The organism is Streptomyces sp. NPDC056373 (genome assembly GCF_042262425.1).
Classification (GTDB): domain Bacteria; phylum Actinomycetota; class Actinomycetes; order Streptomycetales; family Streptomycetaceae; genus Streptomyces.
On sequence record NZ_JBHJPX010000006.1, the window covers coordinates 384,443 to 399,078 of the forward strand.

The 14,636-nt window shown below is 70.4% G+C and carries 12 protein-coding genes and 1 tRNA gene; 6 read left to right on the plus strand and 7 right to left on the minus strand.

Annotation, left to right across the window (positions count from 1 at the left end):
• Positions 1 to 293 precede the first annotated feature (293 nt).
• Positions 294 to 1,589 (plus strand): class I SAM-dependent methyltransferase, encoded by a 1,296-nt coding sequence (locus ACFCXS_RS15480; RefSeq protein WP_376643758.1) that lies wholly within the window; start codon positions 294 to 296, stop codon positions 1,587 to 1,589.
• A gap of 51 nt (positions 1,590 to 1,640) precedes the next feature.
• Here ACFCXS_RS15480 and ACFCXS_RS15485 read toward each other — a convergent pair whose 3' ends face one another.
• Both ACFCXS_RS15485 and ACFCXS_RS15490 read right to left on the minus strand, forming a co-directional pair.
• A complete protein-coding gene (locus ACFCXS_RS15485) occupies positions 1,641 to 4,169 on the minus strand; it encodes an ABC transporter permease (RefSeq protein ID WP_376643760.1) in 2,529 nt (842 codons plus the stop codon).
• Between the two features lie 38 nt (positions 4,170 to 4,207).
• Positions 4,208 to 4,978, minus strand: coding sequence for an ABC transporter ATP-binding protein (locus ACFCXS_RS15490; RefSeq protein WP_376643761.1), 771 nt, complete (start codon positions 4,976 to 4,978; stop codon positions 4,208 to 4,210).
• 416 nt (positions 4,979 to 5,394) lie between these two features.
• Between ACFCXS_RS15490 and ACFCXS_RS15495 the strand changes: the two genes are divergently transcribed.
• The 3 genes from ACFCXS_RS15495 to ACFCXS_RS15505 all read left to right on the plus strand — a co-directional run bounded on the left by ACFCXS_RS15495 (position 5,395) and on the right by ACFCXS_RS15505 (position 7,857).
• A tRNA-Leu gene (locus tag ACFCXS_RS15495) sits at positions 5,395 to 5,481 on the plus strand.
• Positions 5,482 to 5,610: 129 nt separating this feature from the next.
• A complete protein-coding gene (locus tag ACFCXS_RS15500; protein WP_376643762.1) occupies positions 5,611 to 6,786 on the plus strand; it encodes a 4-hydroxybenzoate 3-monooxygenase in 1,176 nt (391 codons plus the stop codon).
• Positions 6,787 to 6,945: 159 nt separating this feature from the next.
• Complete coding sequence (locus ACFCXS_RS15505; RefSeq protein ID WP_376643763.1) at positions 6,946 to 7,857, plus strand: Bax inhibitor-1/YccA family protein; 912 nt, start codon at positions 6,946 to 6,948, stop codon at positions 7,855 to 7,857.
• Positions 7,858 to 7,929: 72 nt separating this feature from the next.
• Here ACFCXS_RS15505 and ACFCXS_RS15510 read toward each other — a convergent pair whose 3' ends face one another.
• The gene (locus tag ACFCXS_RS15510; protein ID WP_376643764.1) at positions 7,930 to 8,160 is read right to left on the minus strand and encodes a DUF4287 domain-containing protein; all 231 of its coding nucleotides are present in this window, start codon (positions 8,158 to 8,160) and stop codon (positions 7,930 to 7,932) included.
• 101 nt (positions 8,161 to 8,261) lie between these two features.
• Between ACFCXS_RS15510 and ACFCXS_RS15515 the strand changes: the two genes are divergently transcribed.
• Positions 8,262 to 8,567, plus strand: a complete 306-nt coding sequence (locus ACFCXS_RS15515) for a hypothetical protein (RefSeq protein WP_376643765.1) — start codon at positions 8,262 to 8,264, stop codon at positions 8,565 to 8,567.
• Positions 8,568 to 8,638: 71 nt separating this feature from the next.
• On the opposite strand, the gene ACFCXS_RS15520 is transcribed toward ACFCXS_RS15515, so the two are convergent.
• The 3 genes from ACFCXS_RS15520 to ACFCXS_RS15530 all read right to left on the minus strand — a co-directional run bounded on the left by ACFCXS_RS15520 (position 8,639) and on the right by ACFCXS_RS15530 (position 12,110).
• The gene (locus tag ACFCXS_RS15520) at positions 8,639 to 9,421 is read right to left on the minus strand and encodes a hypothetical protein (protein WP_376643766.1); all 783 of its coding nucleotides are present in this window, start codon (positions 9,419 to 9,421) and stop codon (positions 8,639 to 8,641) included.
• A 273-nt stretch (positions 9,422 to 9,694) separates the two neighbouring features.
• Positions 9,695 to 10,915, minus strand: a complete 1,221-nt coding sequence (locus ACFCXS_RS15525) for an acetyl-CoA C-acetyltransferase (protein ID WP_350700563.1) — start codon at positions 10,913 to 10,915, stop codon at positions 9,695 to 9,697.
• Positions 10,916 to 11,084: 169 nt separating this feature from the next.
• Positions 11,085 to 12,110 carry an SGNH/GDSL hydrolase family protein gene (locus ACFCXS_RS15530; protein ID WP_376643767.1) on the minus strand — a complete coding sequence of 342 codons (1,026 nt, stop codon included), beginning with the start codon at positions 12,108 to 12,110 and terminating at the stop codon, positions 11,085 to 11,087.
• Positions 12,111 to 12,266: 156 nt separating this feature from the next.
• Here ACFCXS_RS15530 and ACFCXS_RS15535 point away from each other — a divergent pair, with 156 nt between their 5' ends.
• Positions 12,267 to 13,655 carry a cystathionine beta-synthase gene (locus tag ACFCXS_RS15535; protein WP_376643769.1) on the plus strand — a complete coding sequence of 463 codons (1,389 nt, stop codon included), beginning with the start codon at positions 12,267 to 12,269 and terminating at the stop codon, positions 13,653 to 13,655.
• Between the two features lie 433 nt (positions 13,656 to 14,088).
• Here ACFCXS_RS15535 and ACFCXS_RS15540 read toward each other — a convergent pair whose 3' ends face one another.
• Positions 14,089 to 14,523: a hypothetical protein gene (locus ACFCXS_RS15540; protein ID WP_376643770.1), complete on the minus strand. Its 435-nt coding sequence runs from the start codon at positions 14,521 to 14,523 to the stop codon at positions 14,089 to 14,091.
• Between the last annotated feature and the right edge of the window lie 113 nt (positions 14,524 to 14,636).

The window sequence follows — 14,636 nt, forward strand, 5'->3', positions numbered from 1 at the left end:
GCCTTTCGTCGGGCCTGGGCCTTTCGTCATGCCCGGCTCTTCGGTGTCCCGGGCCCTGTGGCGCGTTCAGGTGGGTCGGCCCGCTCTGGCCCTGTGGCGCGTCAGGGGCCGCCGGCCCGTCAGGGAGCGGCGTCCGGGCGGGCGAAGGGGCGGTTTTGCCCAGACATGACGCGTGCCGGGGACTGCGTCGAAGCCCGGCAGGTGTTTACGTGGTGTCCGACATTCCGGTATTTCCCTTCCCCAGGCTCTCGGCTTCGCTCGAGCAGGGGATACCCCTATCGGAGGTGTACACCATGGCAGACGCCGCGTCGCGGCTGCAGGGCCTCTTCACACAGTTGCTGGGAGCACCGCTCCCGGTGCGCATCCGCGCATGGGACGGTTCGCAGGCCGGTCCGCCGGGCGCGCCGACCCTGGTCGTACGCAACCGCCGCGCCCTGCGCCGCCTGCTGTGGAAGCCGGGCGAACTGGGCCTGGCCCGCGCCTGGGTGGCGGGGGATCTCGACATCGAGGGCGACCTCTATGCGACCCTCGATCTGCTGGCCGGTCTCATCTGGGAGCGCGGCGAGGACGCCCGCACCCTCGCCCAGGCCCTGCGCGACCCCGAGGTCCGTGCCGCCGTGCGCGGACTGGTCAAGCTCGGCGGACTCCCGTTGCCGCCCGCCCCGCCCCGCGAGGAGGTCCGCAGCCCCCGCCGCCATCTGCACACCAAGCACACCGACCGACGAGCCATCAGCCACCACTACGACGTCGGCAACGACTTCTACGAGATCGTCCTCGGCCCGTCCATGGTGTACTCCTGCGCCTACTGGCCCAGCCCGGACAGCACCCTCGAACAGGCCCAGCACGACAAGCTCGAACTCGTCTGCCGCAAGCTCGGCCTGAGACCCGGCCTGCGGCTGCTGGACGTCGGCTGCGGCTGGGGCTCCATGGCCGTCCACGCCGCCCGCGAGCACGGAGTGCGCGTCGTCGGTGTCACGCTCTCCCAGGAGCAGGCCGCCTACGCCCGCAAGCGCGTCGCCGACGAGGGCCTCACCGACATGGTCGAGATTCGCGTCCAGGACTACCGCGACGTCCGCGACGGTCCCTACGACGCCATCTCCTCCATCGGCATGGCCGAACACGTCGGCGCCGAGCGGTACCTGGAGTACACCGCCGACCTGTACGACCTGCTGGGGCCCGGCGGGCGGCTGCTGAACCACCAGATCGCCCGCCGCCCGCAGCGGGACGAGACGACGTACAGCATCGACTCCTTCATCGACTCCTACGTCTTCCCCGACGGTGAACTCCAGCCGATCGGCGCCACCGTGACCCAGCTGGAGCGCGCCGGGTTCGAGGTGCGCGACGTGGAGGTGCTCCGCGAGCACTACGCCCTCACCCTGCGCCAGTGGGTCGCCCGCCTGGAGGCCGACTGGCAGCGGGCCGTCCAGCTGGCCGGCCCCGGCCGGGCCCGCGTCTGGCGCCTCTACATGGCGGCCTCCGCCCTGGCCTTCGAACGCAACCGCATCGGAGTCAACCAGGTCCTGGCCGTCCGAGCCCCCGAGTCCGGGACGTCGGGCCTGCCGCTGCGCGCCCGCACCTGGAACCGATGACGCCGAAGGGCCCTTCTCCCGAAGGTGGGAGAAGGGCCCTTCGCACATGCGCTACTCGGCCTTGATGGCCTCCAGCATGTTCAGCCGGGCCGCACGCCGGGCCGGCCACAGTGCCGCGAGGACACCCACCGTCGCGGCCAGCAGCAGGAACAGGCCCATCCGCGCCCACGGCAGGACCAGCTCGTACGTGGCCATCTTCGAGGCGAGCAGCTCACCGGCCGCCCAGCCGAAGAACACGCCGAGTCCGATGCCCAGCACCGCCCCGAACAGGGAGATCACCAGGGACTCAAGGCGGACCATCCGCTTGATGCCCTTGCGGTCCAGGCCGATCGCACGGAGCATGCCGATCTCCTGCGAGCGCTCGAACACCGACATGGCCAGGGTGTTGATGACGCCGAGGACCGCCACGATCACCGCCATCGCGAGCAGGCCGTAGACCATGTTCAGCATCAGCGTGAACATGCTCGCGATCTCGTTGGAGATGTCGTCCTTGGACTGCACCTTGATCGCGGGGTTGGTGCCGAGGGCCTTCTCCAGCCGGTCCTGCACCGCTCCGGACGTGCCGTCGGAGGTCTTCACCAGGACCTTCATGTTGTACGGGTCCGACTCGTGCGGGGCGAGGGTCTTCTCGTCGAGCAGGATGCCGCGCAGGAAGTCGTTGCTCTCGTAGGTCCCGGCGACCGTCAGCTTCCGCTTCTCGCCGTCGGCGAAGGCGACGGTGAAGGCGGAACCGGCCTTCCAGCCGTAGGACTTGGCGGTCTCACCGTCGACGACGACCTGGGTGCCGCCGACCTTGAAGGACCCTTCTTCCAGCTCGGGGCCGACCAGGTCGCGGACCGCGGCGCCGTTGACGCCGGTCACGTACTCGCTCTGTCCGCCGATCCGGGTCTCGGCGTTGAGCATCGGGCTGGTGGCGGTGACGTCACCGGCCTGCTCGAGCTTCTTCTCCACGTCCGGCGACAGCGGGTTGCCGTTCGCCATGGACACCACGTAGTCGGCCTTGATCGACGCCGACGCCATCTTCTCGATGGCCTGCTGCAGACTGCCCGCCATCACCGTCATGCCGGTGATCAGGGTCAGGCCGATCATCAGCGCGGAGGCGGTGGCCGCCGTGCGGCGCGGGTTGCGCACCGAGTTCTGCCGGGCCAGCTTGCCCGAGATGCCGAAGGCGCGCAGCACCGGTGCCGCGGCGGCGATCAGCGGGCGGGACAGCAGCGGGGTCAGGATGAACACACCGATGATCAGCAGCACCGCGCCGAGGCCCATCGGCATCTGGCCGTCCGTGCCGTCCATGGTCGTGGCCACCAGGACCACCGCGATGCCCGCGGCCGAGACCAGGGCGCCCAGCGTGTTGCGCAGCACCAGCGACTTGGTGGTGGCCTTGGCGTGCACGCTGCTCATGGCCGCGACCGGCGGGATCTTCGCGGCCCGGCGGCCGGGCAGCCATGCCGCGAGCATGGTCACCAGGATGCCGACGGCGAGCGCGGCGAGGACGGTGCCGGGCGTGACGACCAGCGGCCCGTCGGGCACGGTCGCGTCGAACGTGCCCATCAGGGCGCGCAGTCCGGCCCCGATGCCGATGCCGGCGACGAGCCCGGTCACGGCGGCGACCGCGCCGACCACGAACGCCTCGATGAGCACCGAGCGCGTCACCTGCCGACGGGATGCGCCCACCGCCCGCATCAGAGCAAGCTCCTTGGTGCGCTGGGCGACCAGCATGGTGAAGGTGTTGGCGATGATGAACGTGCCGACGAACAGGGCGATGCCGGCGAAGACCAGCAGGGCCGTCTGCATGCCGCTCATCGACCGGGAGATCATCTCCGCCTGGTCGTCGGCGAGTTGCTTGCCCGTGGTGGTGGAGACCGTGCCCTCGGGCAGCGCCTTCTCGAGCTCCGCCTTCAGTGCGGTCTGGGAGACGCCCGGCTTCGCCTTGACGTCGATCTGGTCGTACACGCCCGGCTTGCCCAGCAGCTTCTGGGCGGTCGCCGTGTCGAACAGGGTGAGGCTGCCACCGGCCGCGACGTTGCCGTCGTCGGTGGTGAAGATGCCGGTGATCTTCGGCGTCAGGACCGGGCCGTCGACGGACATCCGCACGGTGTCGCCGACCTTGTAGCCGGCGCGCTTCGCGGTCCGGGAGTCGATCAGGATCTCACCGGGGCCTTCGGGCGCGTGTCCGCTTACGAGCGGGTACCGCGGGTCCTTGGTGCCCCAGTAGTTGCCGCCCTGCGACTCGAAGCCCTGGCCGATGAGCTTGCCGTCCTTGCCGGCGATGGCCGTGAAGTTCTGCACGACGCCGATGGCGGACGCGGCCCCGGGCACCCGCTCGCTCTTGTCGAGGGTGGCCCGGGTCAGCTCGTGGAGCTTTCCGACCTTGTCGCCCTCGCCTTCCTGGTAGTCCGCGGTCATGGAGACGTCGACCTGGTCGAAGCCCTTGGCGGAGCTCTTCTGGTAGGCGTCGGAGATGGTGTTGGTGAAGACCAGGGTCCCCGACACGAAGGCCACGCCGAGCATCACGGCGAGCACGGTCATCAGGAGCCGGGCCTTGTGCGCGAGCACATTGCGCAAGGCGGTACGGAACATGGGTTCTTCTTCTCAGTCCTGTCGGTCCTGACGGGGGATCAGCTGGTGCGGCCCTTGGCGTCGAACGCCTTCATGCGGTCGAGCACGGAGTCGGCCGTCGGCCCGTGCATCTCGTCGACGATCCGGCCGTCAGCGAGGAAGACCACCCGGTCCGCGTAGGCGGCGGCCACCGGGTCGTGCGTCACCATCACCACCGTCTGGCCCAGCTCCCGCACGGAGTTGCGCAGGAAGCCCAGCACCTCGGCGCCCGAGCGGGAGTCGAGGTTTCCGGTGGGCTCGTCACCGAAGATGATCTCGGGACGGGAGGCCAGCGCCCGGGCCACCGCGACGCGCTGCTGCTGCCCGCCGGACAGCTGCGACGGCCGGTGGCCGAGCCGGTCCGCCAGACCGACCATGCGGATCACGGACTCCAGCCACTCCTTGTCCGGCTTGCGCCCCGCGATGTCCATCGGCAGGGTGATGTTCTCCTGGGCCGTGAGGGTCGGCAGCAGGTTGAACGCCTGGAAGATGAAGCCGATCTTGTCCCGGCGCAGCTTGGTCAGCTGCTTGTCCTTCAGCGAGCCGAGCTCGGTGTCGCCGATGCGCACCGACCCGGAGGAGAAGGAGTCGAGACCGGCCACGCAGTGCATCAGGGTGGACTTGCCGGAGCCGGACGGGCCCATGATCGCGGTGAACTCCGCCTGCCGGAAGTCGACGGAGACGCGGTCCAGGGCGACCACCTGGGTCTCACCCTGCCCGTAGACCTTCGACAGATCCGTGGCGCGCGCGGCCGCTGCGGTGGCCCGGTCGGTGAGGGAAGCGGTGGTCACGGGATGGCACTCCTGTCGGACGGCTGTGCATGGGGAAGGACGTGTTCCATCGTCCGGGTCCCACGCCGCCGTGTAGTCCCCCGCTGTTCCGGTTCCGGTGACCGACTGCGGTCTGACCGAGCGAGGCAGTGTCATACCTGGGGATGACGAACGCCCCTGAGGGGCCCCGGTGTCGGGAACCGATGCTTCCGGGTGTCGAGAACAGGTGGAGTGCCCTCGTTAGGGCGGTGAAATTCCGTCATTCCGCATACACGGCCGACCGCCGCACGCAAGGCTGTTGGCAAGTGCGGATGGCGCGTTCCGTGTGCTGATGCACCCTCAGACGTCAATAAAATAAGACAACATCGGTCCACGCTTCCGCTGTTCGGGGGACCCGTCCGGATAGTCTCGGAACCTCGATGCGGAGCTCACGGCCTGCCCGGATGGTGGAATGCAGACACGGCGAGCTTAAACCTCGCTGCCCCTTCGCGGGCGTGCCGGTTCGAGTCCGGCTCCGGGCACCATCCGATCCCTGTGTGGTCCATTGAAGAGTTCACGGCGTGCCCGTTGACAGCGGCCGCATGCCGTCGGAAACTCGGACCCACATGGTGAAAGAAATTTCACCTGACGAACACGGGAGAAGAGGTCGTCCGATGCGCACCACCGTCGGCATCATCGGAGCGGGCCCCGCCGGCCTCCTCCTCGCCCGGCTGCTCCACAACGCCGGCATCGACTCGGTCGTCCTGGAGAGCCGCGACCGTTCCTACGTCGAACGGCGGCAGCGCGCCGGGATCCTGGAGCAGGGCACGGCGGACGTGCTGCGCGCGGCCGGCGCCGGGGAGCGCATGGACCGCGAGGGGCTGCGCCACGACGGCATCGAGCTCCGCTTCGACCGCCGGCGCCACCGCGTGGACTTCCCCGCCCTCACCGGCGGCAGGTCGGTGATGGTCTACGCCCAGACCGAGGTGTGCAAGGACCTCATCGCCCTGCAGCTCCGGGACGGCGGGCCGTTGCTCTTCGAGGCGGAGGCGCTGGCCGTGGAGGACGCCGGAACCGACGCCCCGCGGATCCGCTTCCGGCACGAGGGTCGCGAGGACGTCCTGGAGTGCGCCTACGCAGTCGGCTGCGACGGCTTCTGGGGCGTGGCCCGCAAGGCGATCCCCGCCGCACTGACCCGGGTCTTCGAGCGGACGTACCCCTTCGGATGGCTCGGCATCCTCGCCGACGTGCCGCCCTCGCACGACGAACTCGTCTACGCCCGCCACGACCGCGGCTTCGCCCTGCTCTCCATGCGGTCGCCGGCCGTTTCCCGCCTCTACCTCCAGGTGCCCGACGGCACCGACGCCGGGGCGTGGAGCGACGAGGAGGTCTGGGACGAGCTGGAGCGCCGGTTCGAGACCGACGACGGCTGGCGTCTGGAGCGCGGCCCCGTCACCCAGAAGTCGGTCACGCCCATGCGCTCCTACGTCCACGAGCCCATGCGCCACGGCCGCCTCTTCCTCGCCGGTGACGCGGCTCACATCGTCCCCCCGACCGGGGCCAAGGGCCTGAACCTCGCCGTCGGCGACGTCGTGACCTTCGCCCGGGCCCTGATCCACCGGCAGCGGACCGGATCGGCGGAGCTGCTCGACGCCTACTCCGCGACCTGCCTGCGCCGCGTCTGGCAGGCGGAGCGGTTCTCGTACGACATGACGACCCTGCTGCACCGCGCGCCCGGCGCTACGCCCTTCGAGGACCGGCTCCAGCTCGCCCGGCTGGAGCGGATCACCTCCTCCCGCGCCGCCGAGACGGACCTGGCGGAGGGGTACACCTGCTTCCCCTTCGGGTGAGTCCGCCCGGGCGACCCCTCCGGTGAGGGGAATCACCACGCCACGTAGCGTGTTGCGCAGCACGACGAGGGAAAGATCCTCCCCAAGCAGTAGGGTCATTCCTTTGCCTACCTATTACTCTTGAGCCAAGGCCACGCCTGGTGGCCATGGAGGAGTGAAATGAGGAGCAGAAACCCGGTCTTCTCGCGACGGGGGTTCAGCCGCGACAACGGCTACGCGGGCTTCAACACCGCGCCGCAGGCCGGGGGTCCCGCTGTCGCCACCCAGGGCAACCCGTACGCCCAGCCGACGGGCAGCCCGTACGCGCAGAACCCGTACGCGCAGAACCCTTACGCCCAGCAGCAGGACCTGCAGTACGGCGCGCCGCCGCAGGCCCCGGCCACCACCGGCCGGATGACCATCGACGACGTCGTCCTGCGCACGGCGAGCACGCTCGGCGTGCTCATCCTCACCGCGGCGCTCTCCTGGGCCCTGCTGCCGATCGACGACGCCAACATCGGCCGTAGCTACGGCATCGGTATCGGCGCCGCGCTGATCGGCATGGTCCTGGCGTTCGTGCAGTCCTTCAAGCGCAAGGCCTCGCCCGCGCTGATCCTGACGTACGCCGCGTTCGAGGGTGTCTTCCTCGGCGTCGTGTCCAACATCGTCGACAACCGCATCGCCGACGGTGCGGCCATGCAGGCCGTGATCGGCACCATGGCGGTCTTCGCCGGTGTGCTGATCGCGTACAAGGCCGGCTGGATCCGCGTCAACCGCCGCTTCTACGGCTTCGTGATGGCGGCCGCGCTCGGCTTCATCCTGCTGATGACCGTGAACCTGCTGTTCGCGGTGTTCGGCGGCGGTGACGGCCTCGGCTTCCGCAGCGGTGCCCTCGGCGTCGTCTTCGGCGTCATCGGCATCATCCTCGGTGCCTGCTTCCTCGCCCTGGACTTCAAGCAGGTCGAGGACGGCGTCGCCTACGGCGCCCCGCGCGAGGAGGCCTGGCTCGCGGCCTTCGGCCTCACGCTGACGCTGGTGTGGATCTACATGGAGTTCCTGAGGCTCCTCTCGATCCTCAACAGCAGCGACTAGTCCTCGACGGTCGTAGCGCGAAGGGCCCCGGCTTCGGCCGGGGCCCTTCGTCGTCGGGGGAGGGTGCGCGCCTCAGCGGAGTTTGCGCGCGGCCCTCCTCAGGTCGTACTCGTGCACGATCGCCTTGGCGTGGCCGTACGCGAGGTTGTGTTCGTGCCGGAGCCAGCTGACCTTTTCCTCGAAGCGGAAGAGCGACGGGCCTTCGTCGACGGTGCGCAACCAGTCGGAGATCTGACGACCGGTGCAGTGGGGGATGCGGGCGAGCATGTTGCGATGGGTCTCTTCGGAGAAGACTTGGGACATCGGCGCCTCCGGACGCTGGGATGTAAGCCGGTCCTTCAGGTCACGGTGCCTGAGTGTTCGCCCGTTGGCAACAGTCCCGGTGCGACGCGTACGCTCGCGGCGTGGTTGATACGACGCCTCTGAGCCGTGCGGTGGAGCACTTCGCCGATCGATTGAGGGCTGCGCCCCAGAGCAGGTTGCAGCGGGGCGCTGCCGCCGAGGCTCTGGAGCTGGCCCGGGAGTTGGCCCGGAGGGCGCAGGTCCTCGAGGGCGTGGAGCCTCGGGAGATGCCGGATGCGGGGATGTTTGCTGCCGCAGATCAGATCACCGTGGCGGGGCACGATCTGGCCGTTGTGCTGTCCGGGGATGCGGACGTTGCCGAAGCGGTGCGGTTGGTGGAAGAGGCGCAGAAGCGGGCGGGTGTCTGAGCCACGTTCGCGGGTGCGGGCCGTCGCTCGTTGCTCGCGCAGTTCCCCGCGCCCCTGAGGGGGCGCTCCGCCTACAGGGACGCGATGACCCTGTCCGCCAGGATGTAGACGTTCTCCTCGCCGCACTCGAACGTCAGGGTGTAGGCGCCCGAGATGCCGGAGCCGCCCAGGAGGACCGGGGTGGCACCGGCGCGGAGGGCGGTGGCGAGGTGCTCCGCCGTCTCCCGGTGGCCCGGGGTCATGCACAGGGTCGTGCCGTCGGCGAAGACGTACACGTCCAGCGTGCCCAGCGGGCCCGGGCGCACGTCCGTCAGCTCGACACGGGAGGAGGCCAGCTCCTCCAGGGTGGCGACGGTGCGCTCGTGGTCGTTCGAGACCGGCGACTGCGTCGGCACGAAGTCGGGGTGGGAGGGGTGGCGTCGGCGGGCCGCGGCCAGCTCCGGGGACTCGCCGGCCGGCTCCTCGGTGTCCGCGCCGGACTCGGACACCGGCTCCAGGCCGGCGAAATCGGCCTGGCGGGGCAGAAACAGATCGTGCTCGGGCAGGCCCAGCAGCGGGGGCGCGTCGGAGGCGTCGCGGGCCTCCTGGGCGGCCCAGAACGCCCGCGCCTCGGCGAGCTCCCGCTCCCGCTCCTCGGCGAGCGCCGCGGCCACGGCGGCGCGTATCTCATCGGTGTCGGCAGCGGTACGGGCGGCGGGCAGCAGCGCACGGGTGGTGGCGGCGCGGCTCTCGGCCAGCGCCGTGTGCAGGGCCGCGACCTGTCGGCGCAGCTGCAGGACGGTGCGCAGGACGGCGACACCCACGGCGCCCGTGGCGGCCGTGGTGACCAGCAACGCGATCGGCATGGCGCTCACTGACGTACTCCCGGTTCAAAGTCGACCCCCGACTTCCTACATCAGCTTGAAGGGCGGACTGACCAGCTGTCAGTGCGTAACATCACGAAACGGACAGGGCTTCGGTGTCGGGGGAGGGGGTGGGGCTACTGTGACCTGCGCTTCTCCCTTGAGGGAAGGAGATAGGTCACATCCTGGGGGAGATTGGATCACAAAACAGCCCAGAACCCTGGTGTTTCCAGGGTTCCGGGCCGGGGGCTCACTGCGGGTGCTATGGCGGCTACGGCCTGCCGCTCAGCTGAGGCGCTCGATGACCATGGCCATGCCCTGGCCGCCGCCGACGCACATCGTCTCCAGCCCGAACTGCTTGTCGTGGAACTGGAGCGAGTTGATGAGCGTGGTGGTGATGCGGGCGCCGGTCATGCCGAAGGGGTGACCGACGGCGATCGCGCCGCCGTTGACGTTCAGCTTCTCCAGCGGGATGCCCAGGTCGCGGTAGGAAGGGATCACCTGGGCGGCGAACGCCTCGTTGATCTCGACCAGGTCGATGTCGCCGATGCCCAGCCCGGCGCGCTTCAGCGCCTGGTTGCTCGCCTCGACCGGGCCGAGGCCCATGATCTCGGGGGAGAGGCCGGAGACGCCGGTCGAGACGATGCGGGCGAGCGGGGTGAGGCCGAGCTCGCGGGCCTTGGTGTCGGACATGATCACCAGGGCCGCGGCGCCGTCGTTCAGCGGACAGCAGTTGGCGGCCGTGACCATGCCGTCGGGGCGGAAGACCGGCTTGAGGCCCTGCACGCCCTCCAGGGTGACGCCGGCGCGGGGGCCGTCGTCCTTGGAGACGACCGTGCCGTCGGGGAGGGTGACCGGGGTGATCTCGCGCTCCCAGAAGCCGTTCTTGATGGCTTCCTCGGCGAGGTTCTGCGAGCGGACGCCGAACTCGTCCATGTCCTGGCGGGTGACGCCCTTGGTGCGGGCCAGGTTCTCGGCGGTCTGGCCCATCGCGATGTACGGGTCGGGCAGCAGGCCGTCCTCGCGCGGGTCGTGCCAGGTCGAGCCCTCGGACTCGGCGACCGCGGCGGTGCGGGCCTCGGCGTCGGCGAACAGCGGGTTGTGCGTGTCCGGGAGGCTGTCGGAGTTGCCCTTGGCGTAGCGGGAGACCGTCTCGACGCCGGCCGAGATGAAGACGTCGCCCTCACCGGCCTTGATGGCGTGCAGGGCCATCCGGGAGGTCTGCAGGGAGGAGGAGCAGTACCGGGTGACGGTGCAGCCCGGCAGGTGGTCCATGCCCATCTGCACGGCGACGACGCGGCCGAGGTTGTGGCCCTGCTCGCCGCCGGGCAGGCCGCAGCCGAGCATCAGGTCGTCGATGTCCCTCGGGTCCAGCTCGGGGACCTTGGCCAGGGCGGCCTGGATGATCGTGGCGGTCAGGTCGTCCGGTCGCACGTCCTTCAGGGAGCCCTTGAAGGCGCGGCCGATGGGGGAGCGGGCGGCTGAGACGATCACGGCTTCGGGCATCACGGCTCCATTGACGTACCGGGTGGTCTGGCAGGGCTGACTGGGAAGTTACCCGTACGTATGGCCTGGGTCACGGGTGTCACGGTGTGACCCTGACCGCAGTTTCCAAGCGCTTGCTTTTTCATCGCCTCGGCTCGGAGGGATGTTTCCCGTTGCGCGGCGGTGCTCCTCAGCTCGAAGGGGTCGCGGGGGCCGGCTCCTGCTCGGGTACCCGCCGGCGCCGCCGGCGCTTCAGCAAAGCCCACGGTCCGCGCGGTCCGCTCGGCATCGCCGCCGCGACCTCCGTGCCCGCCTCCGAAGCGGCCTCCGCCGCCGCCCGTGCCACCGGCAGGAAACCCTCGCGGCGCGAGGCGTCCGGGCGCTCCTCCTCGGCCGGCCACAGACCCAGGGACGCGCAGACCGTCGGCAGCACCGCCATCGCCGCCGTCGCGTAACCCTCGGCCGACGGGTGGTAGCTGTCCGGGCCGAACAGCTCGCGCGGGTTCTCGGCGAACTCGGGGCCCAGCAGGTCGCCCAGCGACACGGTGCGGCCGCCCTGTTCGACGACTCCGATCGTCTGGGCCGCCGCCAGCTGGCGTGAGGCCCGCCGGGCCAGCCAGCGCAGGGGCTGGCGGACCGGCTCGATCGTGCCGAGGTCCGGGCAGGTGCCGACCACCACCTCCGCACCGGCCGTGCGCAGCCGCCGCACCGCCGAGGCCAGACAGCGCACCGAGCGGGTCGCCGGCATGCGGTGCGTGACGTCGTTCGCCCCCACCATGATCACGCAGATGTCGGGCACCGGAGCGGGATCGGCCAGCACCAGGGAGACCTGGCGGTCCAGGTCGTCCGAACAGGCACCCGGGGTCGCGGCCGTGCGCAGCTCCACGGGGCGTTCCGCCAGCGCGGCCAGCCCCGACGCCAGCAGCGCCCCCGGTGTCTGCCCGCCCCGGTGCACACCCTGGCCCGCGGCCGTGGAGTCACCCAGCATCGTCAGCCTCAGCGGTGCCCCGGCCGGACCGGCGTACGTACGGCCGTACAGCCCGTCCGCGTGCGGCACATGAGGAGACGTGCCGTTGCCCACCCGGCGCCGCGCCAGCTGCACCTCGGCCAGCACCAGCCCCAGTGCGGCCGCCCCGGCCAGACCGACCCCGCCGCCGCCGTACGCCGCGCCGGCCGCGATCCGCCGGGCCACCCTCGCCCTCGACATGCTCGTCATGCGTCGCTGCCACCTCCTCGAACCCGTACACCCAGTGCTTGCCCCGAACAGCCCGTCGCCCAATCTCAACGAGGAGTGAACGACCGTCACGGACCACGACGAGGTCATAGGCTGGCGGCACCACTCAGACCACTTCTGCGGCATCCGGAGACAACGGTGCAGTTCCACGACTCGATGATCAGCCTCGTCGGCAACACCCCGCTGGTGAAGCTCAACAGCGTGACCAAGGGCATCAGGGCGACGGTCCTGGCCAAGGTGGAGTACTTCAACCCCGGCGGTTCGGTGAAGGACCGCATCGCCCTGCGCATGATCGAGGCGGCGGAGGAGAGCGGCGCGCTCAAGCCCGGCGGCACGATCGTCGAGCCGACCAGCGGCAACACCGGCGTCGGGCTCGCCATCGTCGCCCAGCAGAAGGGGTACAAGTGCATCTTCGTGTGCCCCGACAAGGTGAGCACCGACAAGATCAACGTGCTGCGTGCCTACGGCGCCGAGGTCGTCGTCTGCCCGACGGCCGTCGACCCCGAGCACCCGGACTCGTACTACAACGTCTCGGACCGGCTGGTCCGTGAGACGCCCGGGGCCTGGAAGCCGGACCAGTACTCCAACCCCAACAACCCGCTCTCGCACTACCACTCCACCGGCCCCGAGCTGTGGGAGCAGACGGAGGGGAAGATCACCCACTTCGTGGCGGGCGTGGGCACCGGCGGCACCATCTCCGGAACCGGCCGCTACCTCAAGGAGATCAGCGACGGCTCCGTGAAGGTCGTCGGCGCGGACCCCGAGGGTTCCGTCTACTCCGGAGGCTCGGGCCGGCCCTACCTCGTCGAGGGCGTCGGCGAGGACTTCTGGCCGACCGCCTACGACCGGACCGTCGCGGACGAGATCGTCGCCGTGTCCGACAAGGACTCCTTCCAGATGACCCGCCGCCTCGCCAAGGAGGAGGGCCTGCTGGTGGGCGGCTCCTGCGGCATGGCGGTCGTCGCCGCGCTGGAGGTCGCCGAGCGGCTCGGCCCGGACGACGTCGTCGTCGTCCTGCTGCCGGACAGCGGCCGCGGCTACCTCAGCAAGATCTTCAACGACGAGTGGATGGCCGACTACGGCTTCCTGGAGGACACCGGCCCGAGCGCCCGCGTCGGCGACGTCCTGAACGACAAGGAGGGCGACCGCATGCCCTCCCTCGTCCACATGCACCCCGAGGAGACGGTCGGGCAGGCCATCGAGGTGCTGCGCGAGTACGGCGTCTCGCAGATGCCGGTCGTCAAGCCGGGCGCCGGCCACCCCGACGTGATGGCGGCCGAGGTCGTCGGCTCGGTCGTGGAACGCGAGCTGCTGGACGCGCTGTTCAGCAAGAGCGCCTCGCTGGAGGACCCGCTGGAGAAGCACATGTCCGGCCCGCTGCCCCAGGTCGGCTCCGGTGAGCCGGTCGCGGACCTGATGGCCGTGCTGGGCAGGGCGGACGCGGCGATCGTCCTCGTCGAGGGCAAGCCGACCGGTGTGGTCAGCCGGCAGGACCTGCTGTCCTTCCTCGCCCGCGCGGGGAAGTGACGGCCAACACCCGGTGAACTGCCCGTGAACCGGGTGAACTTGCGGCGTCCGTGATCTTCGCGGGCTTCGTGGAACCGGTACGCGGGTGTCACGTTCGCGCAGCACTCGCTTAACACGGGTCCTGCACATTGGTGGGTGTCGGCAAGGGCGGGAGCGGCTCCCCGCCCGGGCCGGCGCCGAACGGCGTCGACGGACCTCCGGAGCGGCTCCCGGACCTCCACGGACGCCACGGACGCGCAAGCCCGGCCTGACCGGGTCCGCGTCCTTCGCGGGGACCGCCGTCGTCCCGCCCCCCGTTCACGGGGGTGCGGCGGTCCCCGCGCACATCACTCCCCCCGGCATCTCGTGCGTGCGCGTCATCCCCGCGTCCCGCGCGTGCAGGTCACCAACGCGTGTCGTGCACGCGCAGGTCCGAAGCCGGGGAGCCGGGCGCTCAGTCCTGCCAGCCGCTGTCCCGGGAGGGCCTGGGGCGACGGCCGAAGACGTTCGGGTTGGTACGGGCCGCCTGGGCGACGTTGACGCCGACGATGCCCGCCCAGGCGATCAGCATGCCGGGCCCGTGTGCCAGGGTCCCGCCGATCGCGGACAGCGGCACCGCGAGGACCAGGGAGACGATCCCGAAGCCGAACCGCTCGCCCCAGGAGTCCGTGGCCCTCGGCGATCGGGAGTCCCGGGCGTTCTGCATCTGCTGCTCGGCGAGCTGCCGGCGCACCCTGCGCTCCACCGCGTCGTCGATCCGCCGGTCGACCTTCTCCAGGAAGGAGTCGACCAGCACCGACTCGTAGTCCTCGCCCAGATCCCTGCGGGCGTGCAGGGTGGCGTCGAGTTCCTTCTTCAGGTCGGCGTCCCGCGCGTCCGTTCCCGTCATACGGCCCACCGTAGGCAGCGCCGCCATCGGCCGCACTGGGGTTAGCCCCCCTGTTCGGCAAGGGGATGACGGTCGTCGTACCGTCGTAGCCTTCCGGTCCGGCTTGCCGCTCT

Bases quoted from the DNA above. Each gene is read 5' to 3' on its own strand.
- ACFCXS_RS15480 (WP_376643758.1), top strand. From the start codon at position 294: ATGGCAGACGCCGCGTCGCGGCTGCAGGGCCTCTTCACACAGTTGCTG.
- ACFCXS_RS15485 (WP_376643760.1), bottom strand. From the start codon at position 4,169: ATGTTCCGTACCGCCTTGCGCAATGTGCTCGCGCACAAGGCCCGGCTC.
- ACFCXS_RS15500 (WP_376643762.1), top strand. From the start codon at position 5,611: ATGCGCACCACCGTCGGCATCATCGGAGCGGGCCCCGCCGGCCTCCTC.
- ACFCXS_RS15505 (WP_376643763.1), top strand. From the start codon at position 6,946: ATGAGGAGCAGAAACCCGGTCTTCTCGCGACGGGGGTTCAGCCGCGAC.
- ACFCXS_RS15510 (WP_376643764.1), bottom strand. From the start codon at position 8,160: ATGTCCCAAGTCTTCTCCGAAGAGACCCATCGCAACATGCTCGCCCGC.
- ACFCXS_RS15525 (WP_350700563.1), bottom strand. From the start codon at position 10,915: ATGCCCGAAGCCGTGATCGTCTCAGCCGCCCGCTCCCCCATCGGCCGC.
- ACFCXS_RS15530 (WP_376643767.1), bottom strand. From the start codon at position 12,110: ATGACGAGCATGTCGAGGGCGAGGGTGGCCCGGCGGATCGCGGCCGGC.
- ACFCXS_RS15540 (WP_376643770.1), bottom strand. From the start codon at position 14,523: ATGACGGGAACGGACGCGCGGGACGCCGACCTGAAGAAGGAACTCGAC.